Origin of the sequence: Serratia sp. B501, from assembly GCF_051172315.1 — a bacterium.
Lineage (GTDB): Bacteria > Pseudomonadota > Gammaproteobacteria > Enterobacterales > Enterobacteriaceae > Serratia > Serratia ureilytica.
The window spans coordinates 749,478-765,884 of the sequence record NZ_JBPIZB010000002.1 but is presented as its reverse complement, the minus strand read 5'-3'; the positions used below and the strand labels follow the sequence as shown (position 1 = coordinate 765,884).

The 16,407-nt window shown below is 60.8% G+C and carries 18 protein-coding genes; 9 read left to right on the top strand and 9 right to left on the bottom strand.

Features of this window, described 5'->3' with window-relative positions; genetic code table 11:
- Nucleotides 1-7: 7 nt before the first annotated feature.
- Nucleotides 8-976: a protein translocase subunit SecF gene (gene secF / locus ACSBQV_RS10225; protein ID WP_019454209.1), complete on the top strand. Its 969-nt coding sequence runs from the start codon at nt 8-10 to the stop codon at nt 974-976.
- 65 nt (nt 977-1,041) lie between these two features.
- Here the strand turns inward: secF and ACSBQV_RS10220 are convergent, their stop codons facing one another.
- The gene (locus tag ACSBQV_RS10220) at nt 1,042-1,602 is read right to left on the bottom strand and encodes a DUF3251 domain-containing protein (protein ID WP_099783814.1); all 561 of its coding nucleotides are present in this window, start codon (nt 1,600-1,602) and stop codon (nt 1,042-1,044) included.
- Between the two features lie 176 nt (nt 1,603-1,778).
- On the opposite strand from ACSBQV_RS10220, the gene nrdR reads away from it, so the two are divergent.
- The 6 genes from nrdR (at nt 1,779) to pgpA (ending at nt 5,895) form a co-directional block, all read left to right on the top strand.
- Nucleotides 1,779-2,228, top strand: a complete 450-nt coding sequence (gene nrdR, locus ACSBQV_RS10215; protein ID WP_004940387.1) for a transcriptional regulator NrdR — start codon at nt 1,779-1,781, stop codon at nt 2,226-2,228.
- A 10-nt stretch (nt 2,229-2,238) separates the two neighbouring features.
- Nucleotides 2,239-3,348, top strand: coding sequence for a bifunctional diaminohydroxyphosphoribosylaminopyrimidine deaminase/5-amino-6-(5-phosphoribosylamino)uracil reductase RibD (gene ribD / locus ACSBQV_RS10210; protein ID WP_033642057.1), 1,110 nt, complete (start codon nt 2,239-2,241; stop codon nt 3,346-3,348).
- A 107-nt stretch (nt 3,349-3,455) separates the two neighbouring features.
- Nucleotides 3,456-3,926 (top strand): 6,7-dimethyl-8-ribityllumazine synthase, encoded by a 471-nt coding sequence (gene ribH / locus ACSBQV_RS10205; protein WP_099783812.1) that lies wholly within the window; start codon nt 3,456-3,458, stop codon nt 3,924-3,926.
- 20 nt (nt 3,927-3,946) lie between these two features.
- Nucleotides 3,947-4,363 carry a transcription antitermination factor NusB gene (gene nusB / locus ACSBQV_RS10200; RefSeq protein ID WP_004940384.1) on the top strand — a complete coding sequence of 139 codons (417 nt, stop codon included), beginning with the start codon at nt 3,947-3,949 and terminating at the stop codon, nt 4,361-4,363.
- A gap of 52 nt (nt 4,364-4,415) precedes the next feature.
- A complete protein-coding gene (gene thiL / locus ACSBQV_RS10195) occupies nt 4,416-5,408 on the top strand; it encodes a thiamine-phosphate kinase (RefSeq protein ID WP_099783810.1) in 993 nt (330 codons plus the stop codon).
- Nucleotides 5,401-5,895: a phosphatidylglycerophosphatase A gene (pgpA, locus tag ACSBQV_RS10190; protein WP_033634010.1), complete on the top strand. Its 495-nt coding sequence runs from the start codon at nt 5,401-5,403 to the stop codon at nt 5,893-5,895. The genes thiL and pgpA overlap by 8 nt, the downstream gene beginning before the upstream one ends.
- Nucleotides 5,896-5,927: 32 nt before the next feature.
- Here pgpA and ACSBQV_RS10185 read toward each other — a convergent pair whose 3' ends face one another.
- From ACSBQV_RS10185 to xseB, 4 genes are all read right to left on the bottom strand, one after another.
- Nucleotides 5,928-6,902 carry an aldo/keto reductase gene (locus ACSBQV_RS10185; RefSeq protein ID WP_033642059.1) on the bottom strand — a complete coding sequence of 325 codons (975 nt, stop codon included), beginning with the start codon at nt 6,900-6,902 and terminating at the stop codon, nt 5,928-5,930.
- A 108-nt stretch (nt 6,903-7,010) separates the two neighbouring features.
- On the bottom strand, nt 7,011-8,876 hold the full coding sequence (gene dxs / locus ACSBQV_RS10180) for a 1-deoxy-D-xylulose-5-phosphate synthase (RefSeq protein WP_033642060.1): 1,866 nt from the start codon (nt 8,874-8,876) through the stop codon (nt 7,011-7,013).
- A 34-nt stretch (nt 8,877-8,910) separates the two neighbouring features.
- Nucleotides 8,911-9,831: a (2E,6E)-farnesyl diphosphate synthase gene (gene ispA, locus ACSBQV_RS10175; protein WP_033651083.1), complete on the bottom strand. Its 921-nt coding sequence runs from the start codon at nt 9,829-9,831 to the stop codon at nt 8,911-8,913.
- 5 nt (nt 9,832-9,836) lie between these two features.
- A complete protein-coding gene (gene xseB, locus ACSBQV_RS10170) occupies nt 9,837-10,100 on the bottom strand; it encodes an exodeoxyribonuclease VII small subunit (RefSeq protein WP_033642062.1) in 264 nt (87 codons plus the stop codon).
- A gap of 160 nt (nt 10,101-10,260) precedes the next feature.
- Between xseB and thiI the strand changes: the two genes are divergently transcribed.
- Complete coding sequence (thiI, locus tag ACSBQV_RS10165; RefSeq protein WP_033642063.1) at nt 10,261-11,709, top strand: tRNA uracil 4-sulfurtransferase ThiI; 1,449 nt, start codon at nt 10,261-10,263, stop codon at nt 11,707-11,709.
- A 66-nt stretch (nt 11,710-11,775) separates the two neighbouring features.
- Here thiI and yajL read toward each other — a convergent pair whose 3' ends face one another.
- Nucleotides 11,776-12,366, bottom strand: coding sequence for a protein deglycase YajL (gene yajL, locus ACSBQV_RS10160; RefSeq protein ID WP_033642064.1), 591 nt, complete (start codon nt 12,364-12,366; stop codon nt 11,776-11,778).
- Nucleotides 12,329-13,240 (bottom strand): 2-dehydropantoate 2-reductase, encoded by a 912-nt coding sequence (gene panE / locus ACSBQV_RS10155; RefSeq protein WP_089194354.1) that lies wholly within the window; start codon nt 13,238-13,240, stop codon nt 12,329-12,331. Before panE ends, yajL begins: the two co-directional genes overlap by 38 nt.
- 182 nt (nt 13,241-13,422) lie before the next feature.
- On the opposite strand from panE, the gene ACSBQV_RS10150 reads away from it, so the two are divergent.
- Nucleotides 13,423-13,914, top strand: a complete 492-nt coding sequence (locus ACSBQV_RS10150; RefSeq protein WP_004940373.1) for a YajQ family cyclic di-GMP-binding protein — start codon at nt 13,423-13,425, stop codon at nt 13,912-13,914.
- Between the two features lie 34 nt (nt 13,915-13,948).
- Here ACSBQV_RS10150 and ACSBQV_RS10145 read toward each other — a convergent pair whose 3' ends face one another.
- Both ACSBQV_RS10145 and cyoE read right to left on the bottom strand, forming a co-directional pair.
- A complete protein-coding gene (locus ACSBQV_RS10145) occupies nt 13,949-15,313 on the bottom strand; it encodes an MFS transporter (protein ID WP_168177229.1) in 1,365 nt (454 codons plus the stop codon).
- A gap of 199 nt (nt 15,314-15,512) precedes the next feature.
- Nucleotides 15,513-16,403, bottom strand: a complete 891-nt coding sequence (gene cyoE, locus ACSBQV_RS10140; protein ID WP_025301761.1) for a heme o synthase — start codon at nt 16,401-16,403, stop codon at nt 15,513-15,515.
- Between the last annotated feature and the right edge of the window lie 4 nt (nt 16,404-16,407).

The window sequence follows — 16,407 nt, the reverse complement described above, 5'->3', positions numbered from 1 at the left end:
GTGCGTTGTGGCACAGGATTATACTGTTGAGCAACTCAACTACGGCCGTAAAGTCTACGACTTTATGCGCTGGGACTACGTGGCTTTCGGCATCTCGTTGGTGCTGTTGGTCGCGTCGATCGCCACCATGTCGGTGCGCGGCTTTAACTGGGGTCTGGATTTCACCGGCGGTACGGTGATTGAAATCAACCTGGAGAAGCCGGCTAACCTCGACCTGATGCGCGATACGCTGGAGAAGGCCGGGTTCCAGGATCCGATTATCCAGAACTTCGGCAGCAGCCGCGACGTGATGGTGCGCATGCCACCGGCGACCGGCACCGCAGGCCAGGAACTGGGCAATAAGGTGATCGGCGTGATCAACGACTCGGTGGATAAAAACGCCACCGTGAAGCGCATTGAGTTCGTCGGCCCGAGCGTGGGCAGCGAGCTGGCGCAAACCGGCGGCATGGCGCTGCTGGTGGCGTTGATCTGTATCCTGATCTACGTCGGCTTCCGCTTCGAATGGCGCCTGGCGCTGGGGGCGGTTATCGCGCTGGCGCACGACGTGATCATCACGCTGGGCGTGCTGTCGCTGTTCCACATCGAGATTGACCTGACCATCGTCGCGTCCCTGATGTCGGTTATCGGTTACTCGCTGAACGACAGCATCGTGGTCTCCGACCGTATTCGTGAGAACTTCCGCAAGATCCGCCGCGGCACGCCTTACGAGATCATGAACGTGTCGTTGACCCAGACGCTGAGCCGTACGCTGATGACTTCCGGGACCACCCTGATGGTGGTGCTGATGCTGTACATCTTCGGTGGCGCGATGCTGCAAGGCTTCTCGCTGGCGATGCTGATCGGCGTGTCGATCGGTACAGTTTCCTCTATCTACGTCGCGTCCGCGCTGGCGTTGAAGCTGGGGATGAAACGCGAACACATGCTGCAGCAAAAAGTGGAAAAAGAGGGCGCGGATCAGCCTTCGATTCTGCCTTAACCGCCGCAGTATTCAGCGAAATGAGAAGGAGCGCCCATCGGCGCTCCTTTTTTTTGCCTCGGATTTCAGTGTTGCTGCACCACCGCCGGCTGGGCGGTGGCTACCAGGCTGTGCAGACGGATATAGCCCAGCTGTTCCGGCGTCAGGCCGCTGAAGCGCAGCTCGAAGTCCTGCCCGGGTTTTGGCAGCAGCGAGTCGGCGCTGGCGATCGGTTGCGACAGCGCCTCGGCGGTCAGCGGCCGGCCGGTGGCCGCGTCCAGTTGGCCCCATTCCACCACCGCTTTAAACGGCGGCAGCGTGGCCTGTGAGAGGATGCGCACATGCAGCTGCGCCTGGGCACCGTTGGCTTCGCTCTTGATGTGGCTCAGCGAAACGCTCAGTTCGCCGATGCCGCTTTGCAAACGGGCGGCGCTCCGCGCCGCCGGCAGCAGGTAGACGCCGTTGTCGGAGTGCTGATTGAGCTGGTTTTGCCGCTCCAGCGCGGTGGCCTGATCGGTCAATACGCTCACTTTTTGGTTCAGCGCGGCGACCTGATGGCGCAGCTGAGGCACGGCGGCGTTGTGCGCGCAGCCAGTGAGCAACACGGCGGCGGCGAGCAGGGCGATTTTGGGGGAACGGGTTGTCATGACGGCGATTTCCTATGCTGAATCTCCTGCTATCAAGCTTAGCCCGCATGGCGGTGAAAGTCATATCGACGCCGCCTGCCCGCCGCTTATCGCAACAAATGGCTGACGCCCTTTGTTGTGGCTTCACTTCGGGTTAAACTGCATTTATCTATAAAAAACGTTTATCAGGACGTGTTATGCATTGCCCTTTCTGCGCCGCCGTTGATACCAAAGTCATTGATTCCCGCCTGGTGGGGGACGGTTCGCAAGTACGCCGTCGTCGCCAGTGTCTGGTATGCAATGAACGCTTCACCACCTTCGAGGTGGCCGAGCTGGTGATGCCGCGAGTGATTAAAAGCGATGAGGTGCGCGAGCCGTTCAACGAAGACAAACTGCGTCGCGGCATGCTGAAAGCGCTGGAAAAGCGCCCGGTCAGCTCGGACGACGTGGAAAACGCCCTTAACCATATCAAATCCCAACTGCGCGCCACCGGCGAACGCGAAGTGCCGACCAAGTTAGTCGGCAATCTGGTGATGGACGCGCTGAAAAAGCTGGATAAGGTCGCCTACATTCGCTTCGCGTCGGTGTACCGCAGCTTCGAAGACGTGCGCGAGTTCGGCGAAGAGATTGCCCGCCTGCAAGACTAAAGGATCTTTCATGCATCACGACGAATTTTACATGGCGCGCGCCTTCGAGCTGGCGCGGCTGGGGCGTTTCACCACCGCGCCCAATCCGAACGTCGGCTGCGTTATCGTGCGCGACGGCGAAATTGTCGGTGAAGGCTATCATCTGCGCGCCGGCGAGCCGCACGCGGAAGTGCACGCGCTGCGCATGGCGGGCGACAAGGCGCGCGGCGCCACCGCCTATGTGACGCTCGAGCCGTGCAGCCATCACGGCCGCACGCCGCCCTGCGCCGATGCGCTGGTGGCCGCCGGCGTGACGCGGGTGGTCGCGGCGATGCAAGATCCCAATCCTCAGGTGGCGGGGCGCGGCTTGTACAAGCTGCAGCAAGCCGGCGTTGAGGTACGTCATGGCCTGATGCTGGCCGAGGCCGAAGCGGTCAACCTGGGCTTCCTCAAACGCATGCGCACAGGTTTTCCCTATGTGCAACTGAAGCTGGGCGCGTCGCTGGACGGCCGCACGGCGATGGCCTCCGGCGAAAGCCAATGGATCACCTCACCCGAAGCGCGTCAGGACGTGCAGCGGCTGCGTGCGCAGAGCGCCGCCATTCTCAGCACCAGCGCCACCGTGCTGGCGGACGATCCGTCGCTGACGGTGCGTTGGGATGAGCTGGATGCCGAGACCCAGCGCCTCTATCCGCGCGAAAATCTGCGTCAGCCGCTGCGCATCCTGCTCGACAGCCAAAATCGCATCACCCCACAGCACCGCGTGGTGCAGCAGCCGGGCGCCACCTGGCTGGCGCGGCTGCAGGCGGATGAACAGGCCTGGCCGCAAGACGTTGAGCAGTTTATCTGCCCGGCGCACGGCGGCGGCGTCGATCTGGTGGTGATGATGATGCTGTTGGCCAAGCGCCAGGTGAATTCAATCTGGGTGGAGGCGGGGGCGACGCTGGCCGGCGCGCTGCTGCAGGCCGGCCTGGTGGATGAGCTCATTTTGTACATCGCGCCAAAACTGTTGGGCGATAATGGCCGCGGCCTGTGTCATTTGCCGGGCCTTGAGCGTCTGGCCGACGCACCGGAATTCGTCTTTAGCGACGTGCGCCAGGTTGGCCCCGATCTGCGTTTGCGCCTGCGGGCGAAACACTGAATCTCGCGCCCGCGCGCCGGTTTTACAAAAGCGCCGCGCAGGCGATGAAAGAATATGATAGAATCCGCCCCCCTGCGGGGTATTGAACCCATTTTTAAGGAAAGCCCATGAAAGTTATCGAAGGTGTTGTTGCTACTCCAAATGCCCGTGTGGCGATCGCAATTGCACGTTTTAACAATTTCATCAACGACAGCCTGCTGGAAGGCGCCATCGACGCGCTGAAACGCATTGGTCAGGTTGCTGACGACAACATCACCGTTGTCTGGGTCCCGGGCGCTTACGAGCTGCCGCTGACGGCGAGCGTATTGGCCAAAACCGGCAAATACGACGCGGTTATCGCGCTGGGCACCGTTATCCGTGGGGGCACCGCGCACTTCGAATATGTGGCGGGCGAAGCCAGCTCCGGCATCGGCAACGTTGCGATAAATGCCGAAATCCCGGTTGCCTTTGGCGTGCTGACCACCGAAAGCATCGAACAGGCGATCGAACGCGCCGGCACCAAAGCGGGCAACAAGGGCGCTGAAGCCGCGTTGACCGCACTTGAAATGATTAATGTTATCAAAGCTATTAAAGCCTGAATTTAGTTAAGGGGAATTCCGTGAAACCTGCTGCTCGTCGCCGCGCTCGTGAGTGCGCTGTTCAAGCGCTTTACTCTTGGCAGTTGTCTAAAAACGACCTTGCCGATGTTGAACACCAGTTCCTGACGGAGCAGGATGTCAAAGATGTTGACGTCGCCTATTTTCGCGAGTTGCTGTCCGGCGCGGCAGTGAATGCAGGTATGCTGGACGAGCTGATGGCACCTTACCTGTCGCGTCAGCTCGAAGAGCTGGGCCAGGTGGAACGCGCGGTGCTGCGCGTCGCGCTGTTTGAACTGAAAATGCGCGAGGATGTCCCTTACAAGGTGGCGATCAACGAAGCGATCGAGCTGGCGAAAACCTTCGGCGCGGAAGACAGCCACAAGTTTGTGAACGGGGTGCTGGATAAAGTGGCGCCAACCCTTCGCAAGAAAAAGTAAAAACATTAAGGCCGGCATTCCCGGCCTTAATTTCTTCTAGTGGAATATCGATATGGCATGCGGCGAATTTGACCTCATTGCCCGCTATTTTGACCGGTTTAAGCGCGTGCGCCGGGATGTACAGTTGGGCATTGGAGATGACTGCGCACTGCTGGCAGTGCCGGAAAAACAGCTGGTGGCCGTCAGTACCGATACGTTGGTCGCGGGCATTCACTTCCTGCCGGACATCGATCCGGCCGATCTCGGGTATAAAGCGCTGGCGGTCAATCTGAGCGATCTGGCGGCGATGGGCGCCGATCCGGCGTGGCTCTCGCTGGCCCTGACGCTGCCGGAGGTGAACGAACCCTGGCTGAAGGCGTTCAGCGACAGCCTGTTCGATCAACTCAATTATTACGGCATGCAGCTGATCGGCGGCGATACCACGCGCGGCCCGCTGAGCATGACCTTGACCATTCAGGGGCTGATCCCGGCCGGCCGGGCGTTGACCCGCAGCGGCGCGCGCATCGGCGACTGGATCTATGTGACCGGCACGCTGGGCGACAGCGCCGCCGGTTTGGCGATCCTGCAGGATCGCCTGGCGGTGACGGATAGCGCGGCGCGCGATTATCTGGTCGCTCGCCACCTGCGTCCGCAGCCGCGGGTGCTGCAGGGGCAGGCGCTGCGCGATCTGGCCAGCTCGGCAATCGATCTTTCCGACGGCCTGATTTCCGATCTGAAGCACATCCTGAAGGCCAGCGACTGCGGCGCGCGCATCGTGCTGGACGAGCTGCCGATGTCGCAGGCGCTGAGCAGCCATGCCGATGCCGAACAGGCGCTGCGTTGGGCGCTGGCGGGCGGCGAAGACTACGAGCTGTGCTTCACCGTGCCGGAGATCAACCGCGGCGCGCTGGACGTGGCGCTGAGCCACCTCGGGGCCGATTACACCTGTATCGGCCAGATTGGCCCGCTGTCTGAAGGCATTCGCTATTACCGCAACGACGAGGCGGTGGTGCTGGACTGGGCCGGGTTCGATCATTTCAACGCGGAGCCGGGCACCCATGGATGAAGCCAAGCGTCGGCTGCGGATGAGCAATCCGTGGCACCTGCTGGCCACCGGTTTCGGCAGCGGTTTGTCACCGGTGATGCCGGGCACCATGGGATCGCTGGCGGCGATCCCGTTCTGGCTGCTGCTGATCCAACTGCCGTGGCAGCTCTACTCGCTGACGGTGATGTTCAGCATTTGCATCGGCGTCTATATTTGCCACCGCACGGCAAAAGACATGAAGGTGCACGATCACGGCAGCATCGTCTGGGATGAGTTCGTCGGCATGTGGATCACGCTGATGGCGCTGCCGGTCAACGATTGGCGCTGGGTTGCCGCCGGTTTCGTCATCTTTCGCATTCTGGATATGTGGAAGCCGTGGCCGATCCGCTGGTTTGACCGCAACGTGCATGGCGGCATGGGCATCATGGTCGACGATATCATCGCCGGCGTGCTGTCTGCGGGCATCATCTACCTGATTGGGCACCACTGGCCGATCGGGCTGTTCTGACAGCCGGGCGCGCTTCTTCGCGCCCGCTTCTCTTATTCAAACCCCGTCACCCGATGCGGCACGTAAGCCGTTTCCAACTCCGCCACCTCTTGCGGCGACAAACTCAAATCGACCGCGGCAATGGCGTCGTCCAACTGCTCGCTGCGTGACGCGCCAACGATCGGCGCGCTGACCGCCGGCTTGTTCAGCAGCCAAGCCAGCGCGATCTGCGCGCGTGGCACGCCGCGTTCCTCTGCCAGGCTGGCGACGCGCTCGGCGATAATGGCGTCGATGCCTTCGGTTTCATCGTACAGGCTCTTGCCGAACTGGTCCGAGACCAGGCGGGCGGTGGTTTCGCCCCAGGGGCGGGTCAGGCGGCCGCGCGCCAGCGGGCTCCACGGTAGTACGGCGATGCCTTCGGCGGCGCACAGCGGGTGCATCTCGCGCTCTTCTTCGCGCTGGATCAGGTTGTATTGATCCTGCATGCTGACGAAGCGCGTCCAGCCGTGCAGATCGGCGGTATACAGCGCCTTGGCGAACTGCCAGGCGTACATGGAAGAGGCGCCGATGTAACGCGCCTTACCGGCTTTCACCACGTCGTGCAGCGCTTCCAGCGTCTCTTCCAGCGGCGTTTCGTAATCCCAGCGATGGATTTGCAGCAAATCGACATAGTCGGTGCCGAGACGGCGCAGGCTGTCGTCGATGGACTGCATGATCTTGGCGCGCGACAAACCGCGCTCCAGGTTGCTCAGCGGGAAATAGACCTTGGTGGCGATCACCACCTCCTCGCGGCGTGCATAGTCGCGCAGCGCCCGGCCGAGGATCTCCTCGCTGCTGCCGTCGGAATAGCTGTTGGCGGTGTCGAAAAAGTTGATGCCGGCTTCCAGCGCCTGTTTCAACAGTGGGCGGCTGCTTTCTTCCGGCAGCGTCCAGGCGTGATTGCCGCGGCTCGGTTCGCCGTAGGTCATGCAACCCAGGCAGATGCGCGAGACGTTCAGATCGGTGTTGCCCAGTTTGAGATATTTCATGCTTGCCTCCCATTCACAGCTCAGACAGTAACTGTAGCGCGGATCCCGGAGGGCGGAAATGAAAACGCCCCCGAAGGCGGAGGCGTTTTATCAGGCGCGAGTGGCGAATTACTGCGCCAGCCAGGTTTCGATTTGGCGCTGAATGCCGGCGGCGTCCAGCCCCAGATCGGCGCGCAGTTCTTCCTGGGTGCCCTGTGAGACGAAGCTGTCCGGCAGGCCGAGGTTCAGCACCGGCACCGGGCGGCGTTTGGCCATCAGCAGTTCGTTGACGCCGCTGCCGGCGCCGCCCATGATGGCGTTCTCTTCCAGCGTGACCAGCGTTTCATGGCTGGCGGCCAGTTCGAGCACCAGCTGCTCGTCCAGCGGTTTGACGAAGCGCATGTCGACCAGCGTGGCGTTGAGCGCTTCAGCCGCCGCAGCGGCCTCCGGCAGCAGGGTGCCGAAGTTGAGAATGGCGATCTTTTCCCCCTGGCGGCGCACCACGCCTTTGCCGATCGGCAGCAGGCTGAGCGGCTCCAGCGCAGCGCCGGTGCCGGTGCCGCGCGGATAGCGCACGGCGCTCGGGCCGTCGTTGTAGTGATAGCCGGTATACAGCATCTGGCGGCATTCGTTTTCGTCGCTCGGCGTCATGATCACCATGGTCGGGATGCAGCGCATGAACGACAGATCGAACGCCCCCTGGTGGGTCTGGCCGTCGGCGCCGACGATGCCGCCGCGATCGATGGCGAACATCACCGGCAGGTTTTGGATCGCCACGTCATGGATCAGCTGATCGTAGGCGCGTTGCAGGAAGGTGGAATAGATCGCCACCACCGGCTTGTAGCCGCCGATCGCCAGCCCGGCGGCGAAGGTGACCGCGTGTTGCTCGGCGATCGCCACATCGAAATATTGCTGCGGATAGTCGCGCGAGAACTGCACCATGCCGGAACCTTCGCGCATCGCCGGCGTGATCGCCATCAGTGAGCTGTCTTTGGCGGCGGTTTCACACAGCCAGTCGCCGAAGATTTTCGAATAGGTCGGCAGACCGCCGGCGCTTTTCGGCAGCGTGCCGCTGGCGGGATCGAACTTCGGCACCGCGTGGAAGCTGATCGGATCCTTCTCCGCCGGCGCGTAACCGCGGCCTTTCTTGGTCATGATGTGCAACAGCTGCGGGCCTTTCAGATCGCGCATGTTTTTCAACGTGGCGACCAGGCCCTGTACGTCGTGCCCGTCTACCGGGCCGATGTAGTTGAAGCCCAGCTCTTCGAACAGCGTACCCGGCACCACCATGCCTTTCAGGTGCTCTTCGGTGCGTTTCACCAGCTCCTTGATCGGCGGCACGCCGGCCAGCACTTTTTTGCCGCCTTCGCGCAGGGTGGAGTAAAGTTTGCCGGACAGCAGCTGTGCCAGATGGTTGTTCAGCGCGCCGACGTTTTCCGAGATCGACATCTCGTTGTCGTTCAGTACCACCAGCATGTCCGGATTGATGTCGCCGGCGTGGTTCATCGCTTCGAACGCCATGCCGGCGGTGATGGCGCCATCGCCGATCACGCAAACCGTGCGGCGGCCTTTGCCTTCACGCTCTGCCGCCACCGCCATGCCGAGGCCGGCGCTGATCGAGGTTGACGAATGGCCGACCGACAGCACGTCGTATTCGCTTTCGGCGCGCCACGGGAAGGGGTGCAACCCGTTCTTTTGCCGGATAGTGGCGATCCGGTCGCGGCGGCCGGTCAGGATTTTGTGCGGGTAGGCCTGGTGGCCGACGTCCCACACCAGATGATCGAACGGCGTGTTGTAGACGAAATGCAACGCCACCGTCAGTTCGACGGTACCCAGCCCGGAGGCAAAGTGGCCGCTGGAGCGACTGACGCTGTTCAGCAGATATTGCCGCAGCTCATCGCACAGCTTCGGCAAGCTCTCTTTGGGCAGTGAGCGGAGTTCCTCGGGGTTTTCCGCTAGCGCCAGGGTTGGGTATTTGGCTATATCAAGACTCATTCGATACTCATATCAGAGGAGTTAACGTCACACGTTAATTGTCGCGTTCAATAATGAAGCTGGCTAACGCTCGCAATGGCGCTGTGTTATAAGATTGCGCTGCCAAAGTGTCTAATGCAGCTAATGCTTCCTGATAGAGATCCCACGCTTTTGCTTTCGCGCTGTCAAGCCCGAGTAACGCCGGGTAGGTACTCTTTCCGTGTTGTTGGTCCGCTCCCTGGCGCTTGCCGATCTTTTCAGTCTCGCCGACAACGTCCAAAATGTCATCCTGCACCTGGAACGCCAGGCCGACCGCAGCGGCGTAACGATCCAACTGCGGCAGCGCCGCTCGTCCTGCTTCGCCGGCGCTCAGCGCGCCCAGACGCACCGCGGCACGGATCAACGCACCGGTTTTGTGGCGGTGGATCTGCTCCAGCGCCTGCAGATCGACGCGCTTGCCTTCGGCCTCCAGATCCAGCGATTGGCCGCCGCACATGCCGGCGACGCCGCTGGCTGCCGCCAGTTCGGAGACCATCGCCAGCCGATCGCGCAGCGCCACGTCGGGCATTTCGGCATCGGCCAGGATCGAAAACGCCAGCGTTTGCAGCGCATCGCCGGCCAGGATCGCGTTGGCTTCGCCGAATTTAATGTGGCAGGTCGGCTGGCCGCGGCGCAGATCGTCGTCGTCCATCGCCGGCAGATCGTCGTGGATCAGCGAGTAGGCGTGAATGCATTCCACCGCCGCCGCCGGCGCGTCCAGGTTGGTCAGCGATACGCCGAACATCTGGCCGGTGGTGTACACCAGGAACGGGCGCAGGCGCTTGCCGCCCAGTAAGGCGCCATGACGCATCGCCGCCACCATGTTGCCGTCGTTGAACGGCAGCGGGGCGATGAAATCCAGCAGCGCGCGATCGGCGCGCCGGCGGAAAATCTGCAGTTGATCGGCAAAAGCGGCCGATGGGACGATCTCAGACATGTCGGTTACTCGGTATCCGGTGTGAAAGGCGCCAACGCCGCGTCGTCGGCGCTGTCGTTAAGGAGGATCTGCACACGCTGTTCCGCCTGTTGCAGTTTCTGCTGGCCTTGACGCGCCAGCTGCACGCCGCGTTCGAATTCGTTCAGCGCGTCTTCCAGCGGCAGTTCGCCCGACTCCAGACGCGTCACGATGCTTTCCAGCTCGCCGAGGGCGCTTTCAAAGCTGGCTGTTTGCTCTGTACTGGCTGATTGTGCTGGTTTTTTCGGCATAATTTTCTTTTTACGTCATCATGTGAACCGTGGCGCCAGAGCCTATCCTAGCGGATCTTGATTAGCAAATCATGGCGCTCATGTGTGGTTTTGTGCGTAGAGCACGGCGATATGGTGATATACTCCGCGCCGTAATTCTTATCTGACAACAAAGACCGCCATGAAGTTTATCATTAAATTGTTCCCAGAAATCACCATCAAGAGCCAATCTGTGCGCTTGCGCTTTATCAAGATTCTCTCGACCAATATTCGCAACGTCCTGAAGCAGTATGATGAAACGCTGGCGGTCGTCCGTCACTGGGATCATATCGAAGTTCGCGCCAAAGATGAAAACCAGCGGCCGGTCATCGCCGACGCGCTGACGCGGATCCCCGGCATCCACCATATTCTGGAAGTGGAAGATCGCGCTTATACCGATATCCACCACATCTTCGAGCAGACGCTGGAAGCCTACCGCGCCCAGCTGGAAGGCAAAACCTTCTGCGTGCGCGTCAAGCGCCGCGGCAAGCAGGCCTTCAACTCGCAGGACGTGGAGCGCTACGTCGGCGGCGGTCTGAACCAGCATATCGACAGCGCGCGCGTTAACCTGACCCGCCCGCAGGTCACGGTAAACCTCGAGATCGAAGACGACAAGCTGATGCTGGTTAAACGCCGCCTCGAAGGCATCGGCGGTTACCCGGTCGGCACTCAGGAAGACGTGATGTCGCTGATTTCCGGCGGTTTCGACTCGGGCGTGTCCAGCTATATGCTGATGCGTCGCGGCTGCCGCGTGCACTTCTGCTTCTTTAACCTGGGCGGCGCCGCGCATGAGATTGGCGTGAAACAGGTGGCGCACTATCTGTGGAACCGTTTCGCCAGTTCGCACAAGGTGCGCTTCGTCGCCATCGACTTCGAACCGGTGGTGGGCGAGATCCTGGAGAAAGTCGACGACGGCCAGATGGGCGTGGTGCTCAAGCGCATGATGGTGCGCGCCGCTTCGCAAGTGGCCGAACGCTACGGCGTGCAGGCGCTGGTAACCGGTGAGGCGCTGGGGCAGGTGTCCAGCCAGACGCTGACCAACCTGCGCTTGATCGACAATGCGTCCGATACGCTGATCCTGCGTCCGCTGATCTCGCACGATAAAGAGCACATCATCAAACTGGCGCGTGAAATCGGCACCGAGGACTTCGCCAAAACCATGCCGGAATACTGCGGCGTGATTTCGAAGAGCCCGACGGTAAAAGCCGTCAAGGCCAAGATTGAAGAGGAAGAAAGCCACTTCGATTTCAGCATTCTCGATCGGGTGGTGAGCGAGGCGAAGAACGTCGATATTCGCTCCATCGCCGAGCAGGCGCAGGAGCAGGTGACCGAAGTGGAAACCGTCGCGGCCTTCGGCGCCGACGAGGTGATCCTGGATATCCGTTCCAACGACGAGCAGGAAGAGAAACCGTTGCAGCTGGAACAGGTTGAAGTGAAAGCGCTGCCGTTCTACAAGCTGAGCACCCAGTTCGGCGATCTGGATCAGAGCAAAACCTATCTGCTGTACTGCGAGCGCGGCGTAATGAGCCGCCTGCAGGCGCTGTACCTGCTGGAGCAGGGCTTCAGCAACGTGAAGGTTTATCGCCCCTAACGCGGGCAGCGGCGTAAACGAGAGGGGCTGAACCGGTGTTCAGCCCTTTTTTTATCGGCAAGCCGCTCAGTCGCGGAAATCGTACATCCCAGGGATCAGCACCAGCTGCGCGGCGATCTCCGCCGCTTTGGCCTTGCCGAGCAGCAGGTCTATCAGCTTCAGCGCAAACTCCATCGCGGTGCCCGGCCCCTGGCTGGTGAGTAGGTTGACGCGCGCGTCGTACACCACGCGGCGCTCCATCCATTTATCCGCCGGTATCCGATCTTTCAAACCCGGAAAACCGGTCATGTTGCCGATCGGGAACAGATCGTGGTGCTGCAGCACCAGCGCCGGGGCCGCGCAGATGGCGGCGACGATGTGGCCCTGCAGATGCATCTGCCGCACTTTTTCCACCAGCAGCGGACTGTCGCGGAAGCATTCCGCCCCCTGCAGGCCGCCGGGCAGCACGATGGCGTCGAAAGGCTCATCGACGATCGCCACCAGCGGCGCGTCGGCCAGCAGCTTGACGCCGCGCGAACAAACGATAGTCAGCTCGCCGTCGCCGGCGACGCTGGCGGTAGTGACTTTAACGCCCGCCCGCACCAGCAGATCGATGGTGGTGACGGCTTCGGTTTCTTCGCTACCAGGTGCCAGGCAGACCAGCGCCGATACGCTCATATTCATTTTCCTTTCGTTTAATCAATTCAAACAGCCGCGCATTCTCCGGCAGCGTGAGGCCGTGGCTGCGTGCGCGGCGCAGCAGGTAGCCGGTGATGTAGTCGATCTCGGTATGCCGCTGGCTGCGGATATCCTGCAGCATCGACGAAACGTTGTCGGCGGTGCTGTGGATCACGTCCATCACGTATTGCATCAGGCCTTCGCAGGAGGTGTGGTAACCCTCCATGACCATCACGCTGGCGACTTCACGACACAGCGCTTCGATCTGCTCCGGGTAGCGCTGCAGATCGCCGTTGCGGCAGCCGTACAGCGCCGTCAGCGGGTTGATCACGCAGTTGACCGCCAGCTTGCGCCAGTTGGCCGAGGCGATGTTGTTGTGCCAGGCGACGTCGGGCAGCGCCTGATGCAGCACTTCCGCCAGGTGGCTGAGATGCTGGGCGGCCGGTGAGGTGGGGCCGATGTGGGTGATGCCGGTGGCGACGTGGATAATGGTGCTGCCTTCGTGGCGCGCGGCGTGGGTGGTGGTGCCCTGCAAGATGGGCTGGCCATTCGGCGGCAGCTCCTCCTGAGTGCCCATGCCGTTGTGCAGCAGCAAGATGGCGCAGCGGGGGCTCAGCTTCGGCAACAGCGCGCTGACCGCGCTGGATACCTGCCAGGCTTTCAGCGTCACCAGCAGCAGCTCGCTTTGCGCGAGGTGCTCCGGATCGTTGGTGGGCAAATTGCGATTAAACGAGACGCCTTCCGGCTCTATCACGTTCACGGCGCAAAAAGGCTGCGGCACTCTTAGCCATCCCTGTACATCGTGGCCCTGCTGATACAGCCGGGAGAGCCACAGTTGTCCGAGCGCGCCGCAACCAAGAATGGTTATTTTCATTCAGTCTCCTTGGAAACACGGGAATACCGCTCAATTACCGTGATCTAACTATAGGCTTTATGGCAGCCTGAAGCGCTATCCCTGCGTGCGTTCAGCAGATTTTGTCTGAGGCGGCAAAGCGGTTATCATGCTCGGCATCAAAATCGCCTAAGCTATTAGGCACTCATTCAGGAGGAAGAAGTATGCCATCTTTCGACATCGTTTCCGAAATTGATATGCAGGAAGTGCGTAACGCCGTTGAGAACGCCACCCGCGATCTCGGCACCCGCTGGGATTTTCGCAACGTGCCGGCCAGCTTTGAGCTAAACGAGAAGAATCAAAGCATCAAGGTTGCCACCGAGTCTGATTTCCAGGTGCAGCAGCTGCTCGACATTCTGCGCGAAAAGCTGAGCAAGCGCAGCATCGACGGCGCCGCGCTGGAGATCCCGGAAGAGTTTACCCACAGCGGTAAAACCTACAGCGTGGAAGCCAAGCTGAAGCAGGGGATTGAAACCAGCGTGGCGAAGAAAATCGTCAAGCTGATCAAAGACAGCAAGCTGAAGGTGCAGGCGCAGATCCAGGGCGAAGAAGTGCGGGTGACCGGCAAGTCACGCGACGACTTGCAGAGCGTGATGGCGCTGGTGCGCGGCGGCGATCTGGGCCAGCCGTTCCAGTTCAAGAACTTCCGCGATTAATCTCGACGGGGCCGGCATTGCCGGCCCTGATTTTTTACAGCGAATTGACCAGCGCTTCCAACTGACCGCGATTGGTCTGCTTGGTATCCACCTTGACGTAGGCGCTGCGCTCTTCCGGCACGACGATCGCCTCGGCCACGCCGGGCTGCGCCTTCAGGCGGCTTTCCAGCGCTGAATCCTTCACCGCCAGTTCCGACAGCGTAATGCGCAGGCTGCTGACATACGGCGGTTCTTTCATGGTGCTGCTGACCAGGAACCAGACGGCGGCCAATACCGCGCCGGCGATAAACACCAAGCCTGCCCCCTGCAAACCGTACAGCCAGCCGCCGAGGCTGCCGCCGATCGCCACGCCGATAAACTGGCTGGTGGAGTACACCCCCATCGCGGTGCCCTTGTAGCCGGCCGGCGATTCTTTGCTGATCAGCGAAGGCAGGATGGCTTCCATCACGTTGAAGGCCATAAAGAACAGCTGCACGCCGGCGATGATGCCCCATAGATGAGCGCCGGAGAGCCACAGCAGCACTTCGGCGCAGAACAGCACCGCCACGCAGCCCATAAAAACCTGCTTCATGCGGCGATATTTCTCGGCATAGATAATGAACGGCACCACGGCGGCGAACGACACCAGCATGGTCACCAGGTAGACGATCCAGTGTTCGCTGGCCGCCAGCCCTGCTTTTTCCATCGCCAGCGGCAGCGCCACGAAACTCGACATCAGCAGAATGTGCAGACACATGATGCCGAAGTTGAGTTTCAACAGGCGCGAGTTGCTCAGCACTTTGCGGAAGCTGCCGCGCACGATGCTGGACTCGCGGTTCAGCAGATGGGTGTCGGCGGAAGGCACCACTGCCAGGGTGATGACGATGCCGGCCAGCGCCAGCATGGCGATCATCCAGAACAGCGCGTGCAGGCCCAAGGCGTGAGTGATGATAGGGCCCAGAACCATGGCGATGGCGAAGGTGATGCCGAAGCTGACGCCGATAAACGCCATCGCTTTGGTGCGGTTCTGCTCGCGGGTCAGATCGGAGAGCAGCGCCATTACCGCGGCGGCGATGGCGCCGGAGCCTTGCAACGCGCGGCCGAGGATCACGCCCCAGATAGAGTCAGTGACGGCGGCGATCACGCTGCCGAGGGCAAAGATCAGCAGGCCGCCGACGATCAGCGGCTTGCGGCCGATGCGATCGGACACCAGGCCGAACGGGATCTGAAACACCGCCTGCGCCAGGCCGTAAATGCCGATGGCGATGCCGATCAGCGCTTCGCTGGCGCCGTTGAGCGCCATGCCGTAGGTGGTCAACACAGGCAATACCATAAACATGCCGAGCATGCGCAGGGAGAATACGGTGCCTAATCCCCAGGTGGCGCGGCGCTCCTGCGGGGTCATTGAATTATCGTTCACATCAAACCTCGGTAAAAACCATGCCATCAGACGTTGAGACAGCGCCTGATGGCATGATTTCTGTAAAGCTGCGTCATTTTAGTGTGCAGGGCAGGGGGGGGTAAATCGAATGTTGTTTAACAGATATTACAGTTTGGCCGCTTTTCGGCGTGACAAATAAAATGGGCCGCATACGCGGCCCATTGACAGATGATTTGGCTTACCAAACGTAGGTCACCAGCGCTTCAGGCGCCGCCGTGGCGCTGAAGTCGATCGACATCATCACGCTCAGCGAGGTGATGGCGACGATGGAGAACACGAACAGTTTACGCGCCCAGACGCTGTCGTTTTCGGTTTTGTAACCGCGCAGCGCCATGCCCAGCCACCATACGCTCACCGCCGCAGCGACGATCAGGTATTTGTAGCCGGCGTAGCCCACCAGGGTCAGCATCAGCGTGGCGATCATAAACGCCAGGATGTAGACCGTGATGTGGTTCTTGGCGACGGAAATGCCTTTCACCACCGGCAGCACCGGAATGTTGGCCGCCTGGTAATCTTTAAAGCGGAAGATAGCGATCGCATAAGAATGCGGCATCTGCCACAGGCTAAAGATAGCCAGCAGGATCAACGCGCCGGCGTCGAACTCGTTGGTGACCGCGCAGTAACCGATAACCGGCGGCGCGGCACCCGACAAGCTGCCGATCAGCGTGCCGTAGACCGAGTGGCGCTTCATGTACAGGCTATAAACGCCGACATAAACCACGAAGCCCATCACCGCCAGCCACATGGCCAGCGGGTTGGCCGCGATATACAGCAACGCGAAGCCCACAATACCCAACGCGGTCGCATAAACCAGGGTGACACTCGGCGCGATCAGGCCTTTTACCAGCACCCGATTCTTCGTTCTCTCCATCTTCTTGTCGATGTCGCGGTCGATGTAGTTGTTAAACACACAGCCCGACGCGACCACCAACGAGACACCCACCAGGGTGGCGAGAAACAGGGGATAGTCGATGCTCCCTTTGGAAGCGAGCAGGAATCCCCCAACGACAGAAATTAAATTGCCGAAAATAATTCCTGGTTTAGTGACTTGCAGGTATTGCTTAATCATCACG

Bases quoted from the DNA above. Each gene is read 5' to 3' on its own strand.
- ACSBQV_RS10220 (WP_099783814.1), bottom strand. From the start codon at position 1,602: ATGACAACCCGTTCCCCCAAAATCGCCCTGCTCGCCGCCGCCGTGTTG.
- nrdR (WP_004940387.1), top strand. From the start codon at position 1,779: ATGCATTGCCCTTTCTGCGCCGCCGTTGATACCAAAGTCATTGATTCC.
- ribD (WP_033642057.1), top strand. From the start codon at position 2,239: ATGCATCACGACGAATTTTACATGGCGCGCGCCTTCGAGCTGGCGCGG.
- ribH (WP_099783812.1), top strand. From the start codon at position 3,456: ATGAAAGTTATCGAAGGTGTTGTTGCTACTCCAAATGCCCGTGTGGCG.
- thiL (WP_099783810.1), top strand. From the start codon at position 4,416: ATGGCATGCGGCGAATTTGACCTCATTGCCCGCTATTTTGACCGGTTT.
- pgpA (WP_033634010.1), top strand. From the start codon at position 5,401: ATGGATGAAGCCAAGCGTCGGCTGCGGATGAGCAATCCGTGGCACCTG.
- ACSBQV_RS10185 (WP_033642059.1), bottom strand. From the start codon at position 6,902: ATGAAATATCTCAAACTGGGCAACACCGATCTGAACGTCTCGCGCATC.
- dxs (WP_033642060.1), bottom strand. From the start codon at position 8,876: ATGAGTCTTGATATAGCCAAATACCCAACCCTGGCGCTAGCGGAAAAC.
- ispA (WP_033651083.1), bottom strand. From the start codon at position 9,831: ATGTCTGAGATCGTCCCATCGGCCGCTTTTGCCGATCAACTGCAGATT.
- xseB (WP_033642062.1), bottom strand. From the start codon at position 10,100: ATGCCGAAAAAACCAGCACAATCAGCCAGTACAGAGCAAACAGCCAGC.
- thiI (WP_033642063.1), top strand. From the start codon at position 10,261: ATGAAGTTTATCATTAAATTGTTCCCAGAAATCACCATCAAGAGCCAA.
- yajL (WP_033642064.1), bottom strand. From the start codon at position 12,366: ATGAGCGTATCGGCGCTGGTCTGCCTGGCACCTGGTAGCGAAGAAACC.
- panE (WP_089194354.1), bottom strand. From the start codon at position 13,240: ATGAAAATAACCATTCTTGGTTGCGGCGCGCTCGGACAACTGTGGCTC.
- ACSBQV_RS10150 (WP_004940373.1), top strand. From the start codon at position 13,423: ATGCCATCTTTCGACATCGTTTCCGAAATTGATATGCAGGAAGTGCGT.
- cyoE (WP_025301761.1), bottom strand. From the start codon at position 16,403: ATGATTAAGCAATACCTGCAAGTCACTAAACCAGGAATTATTTTCGGC.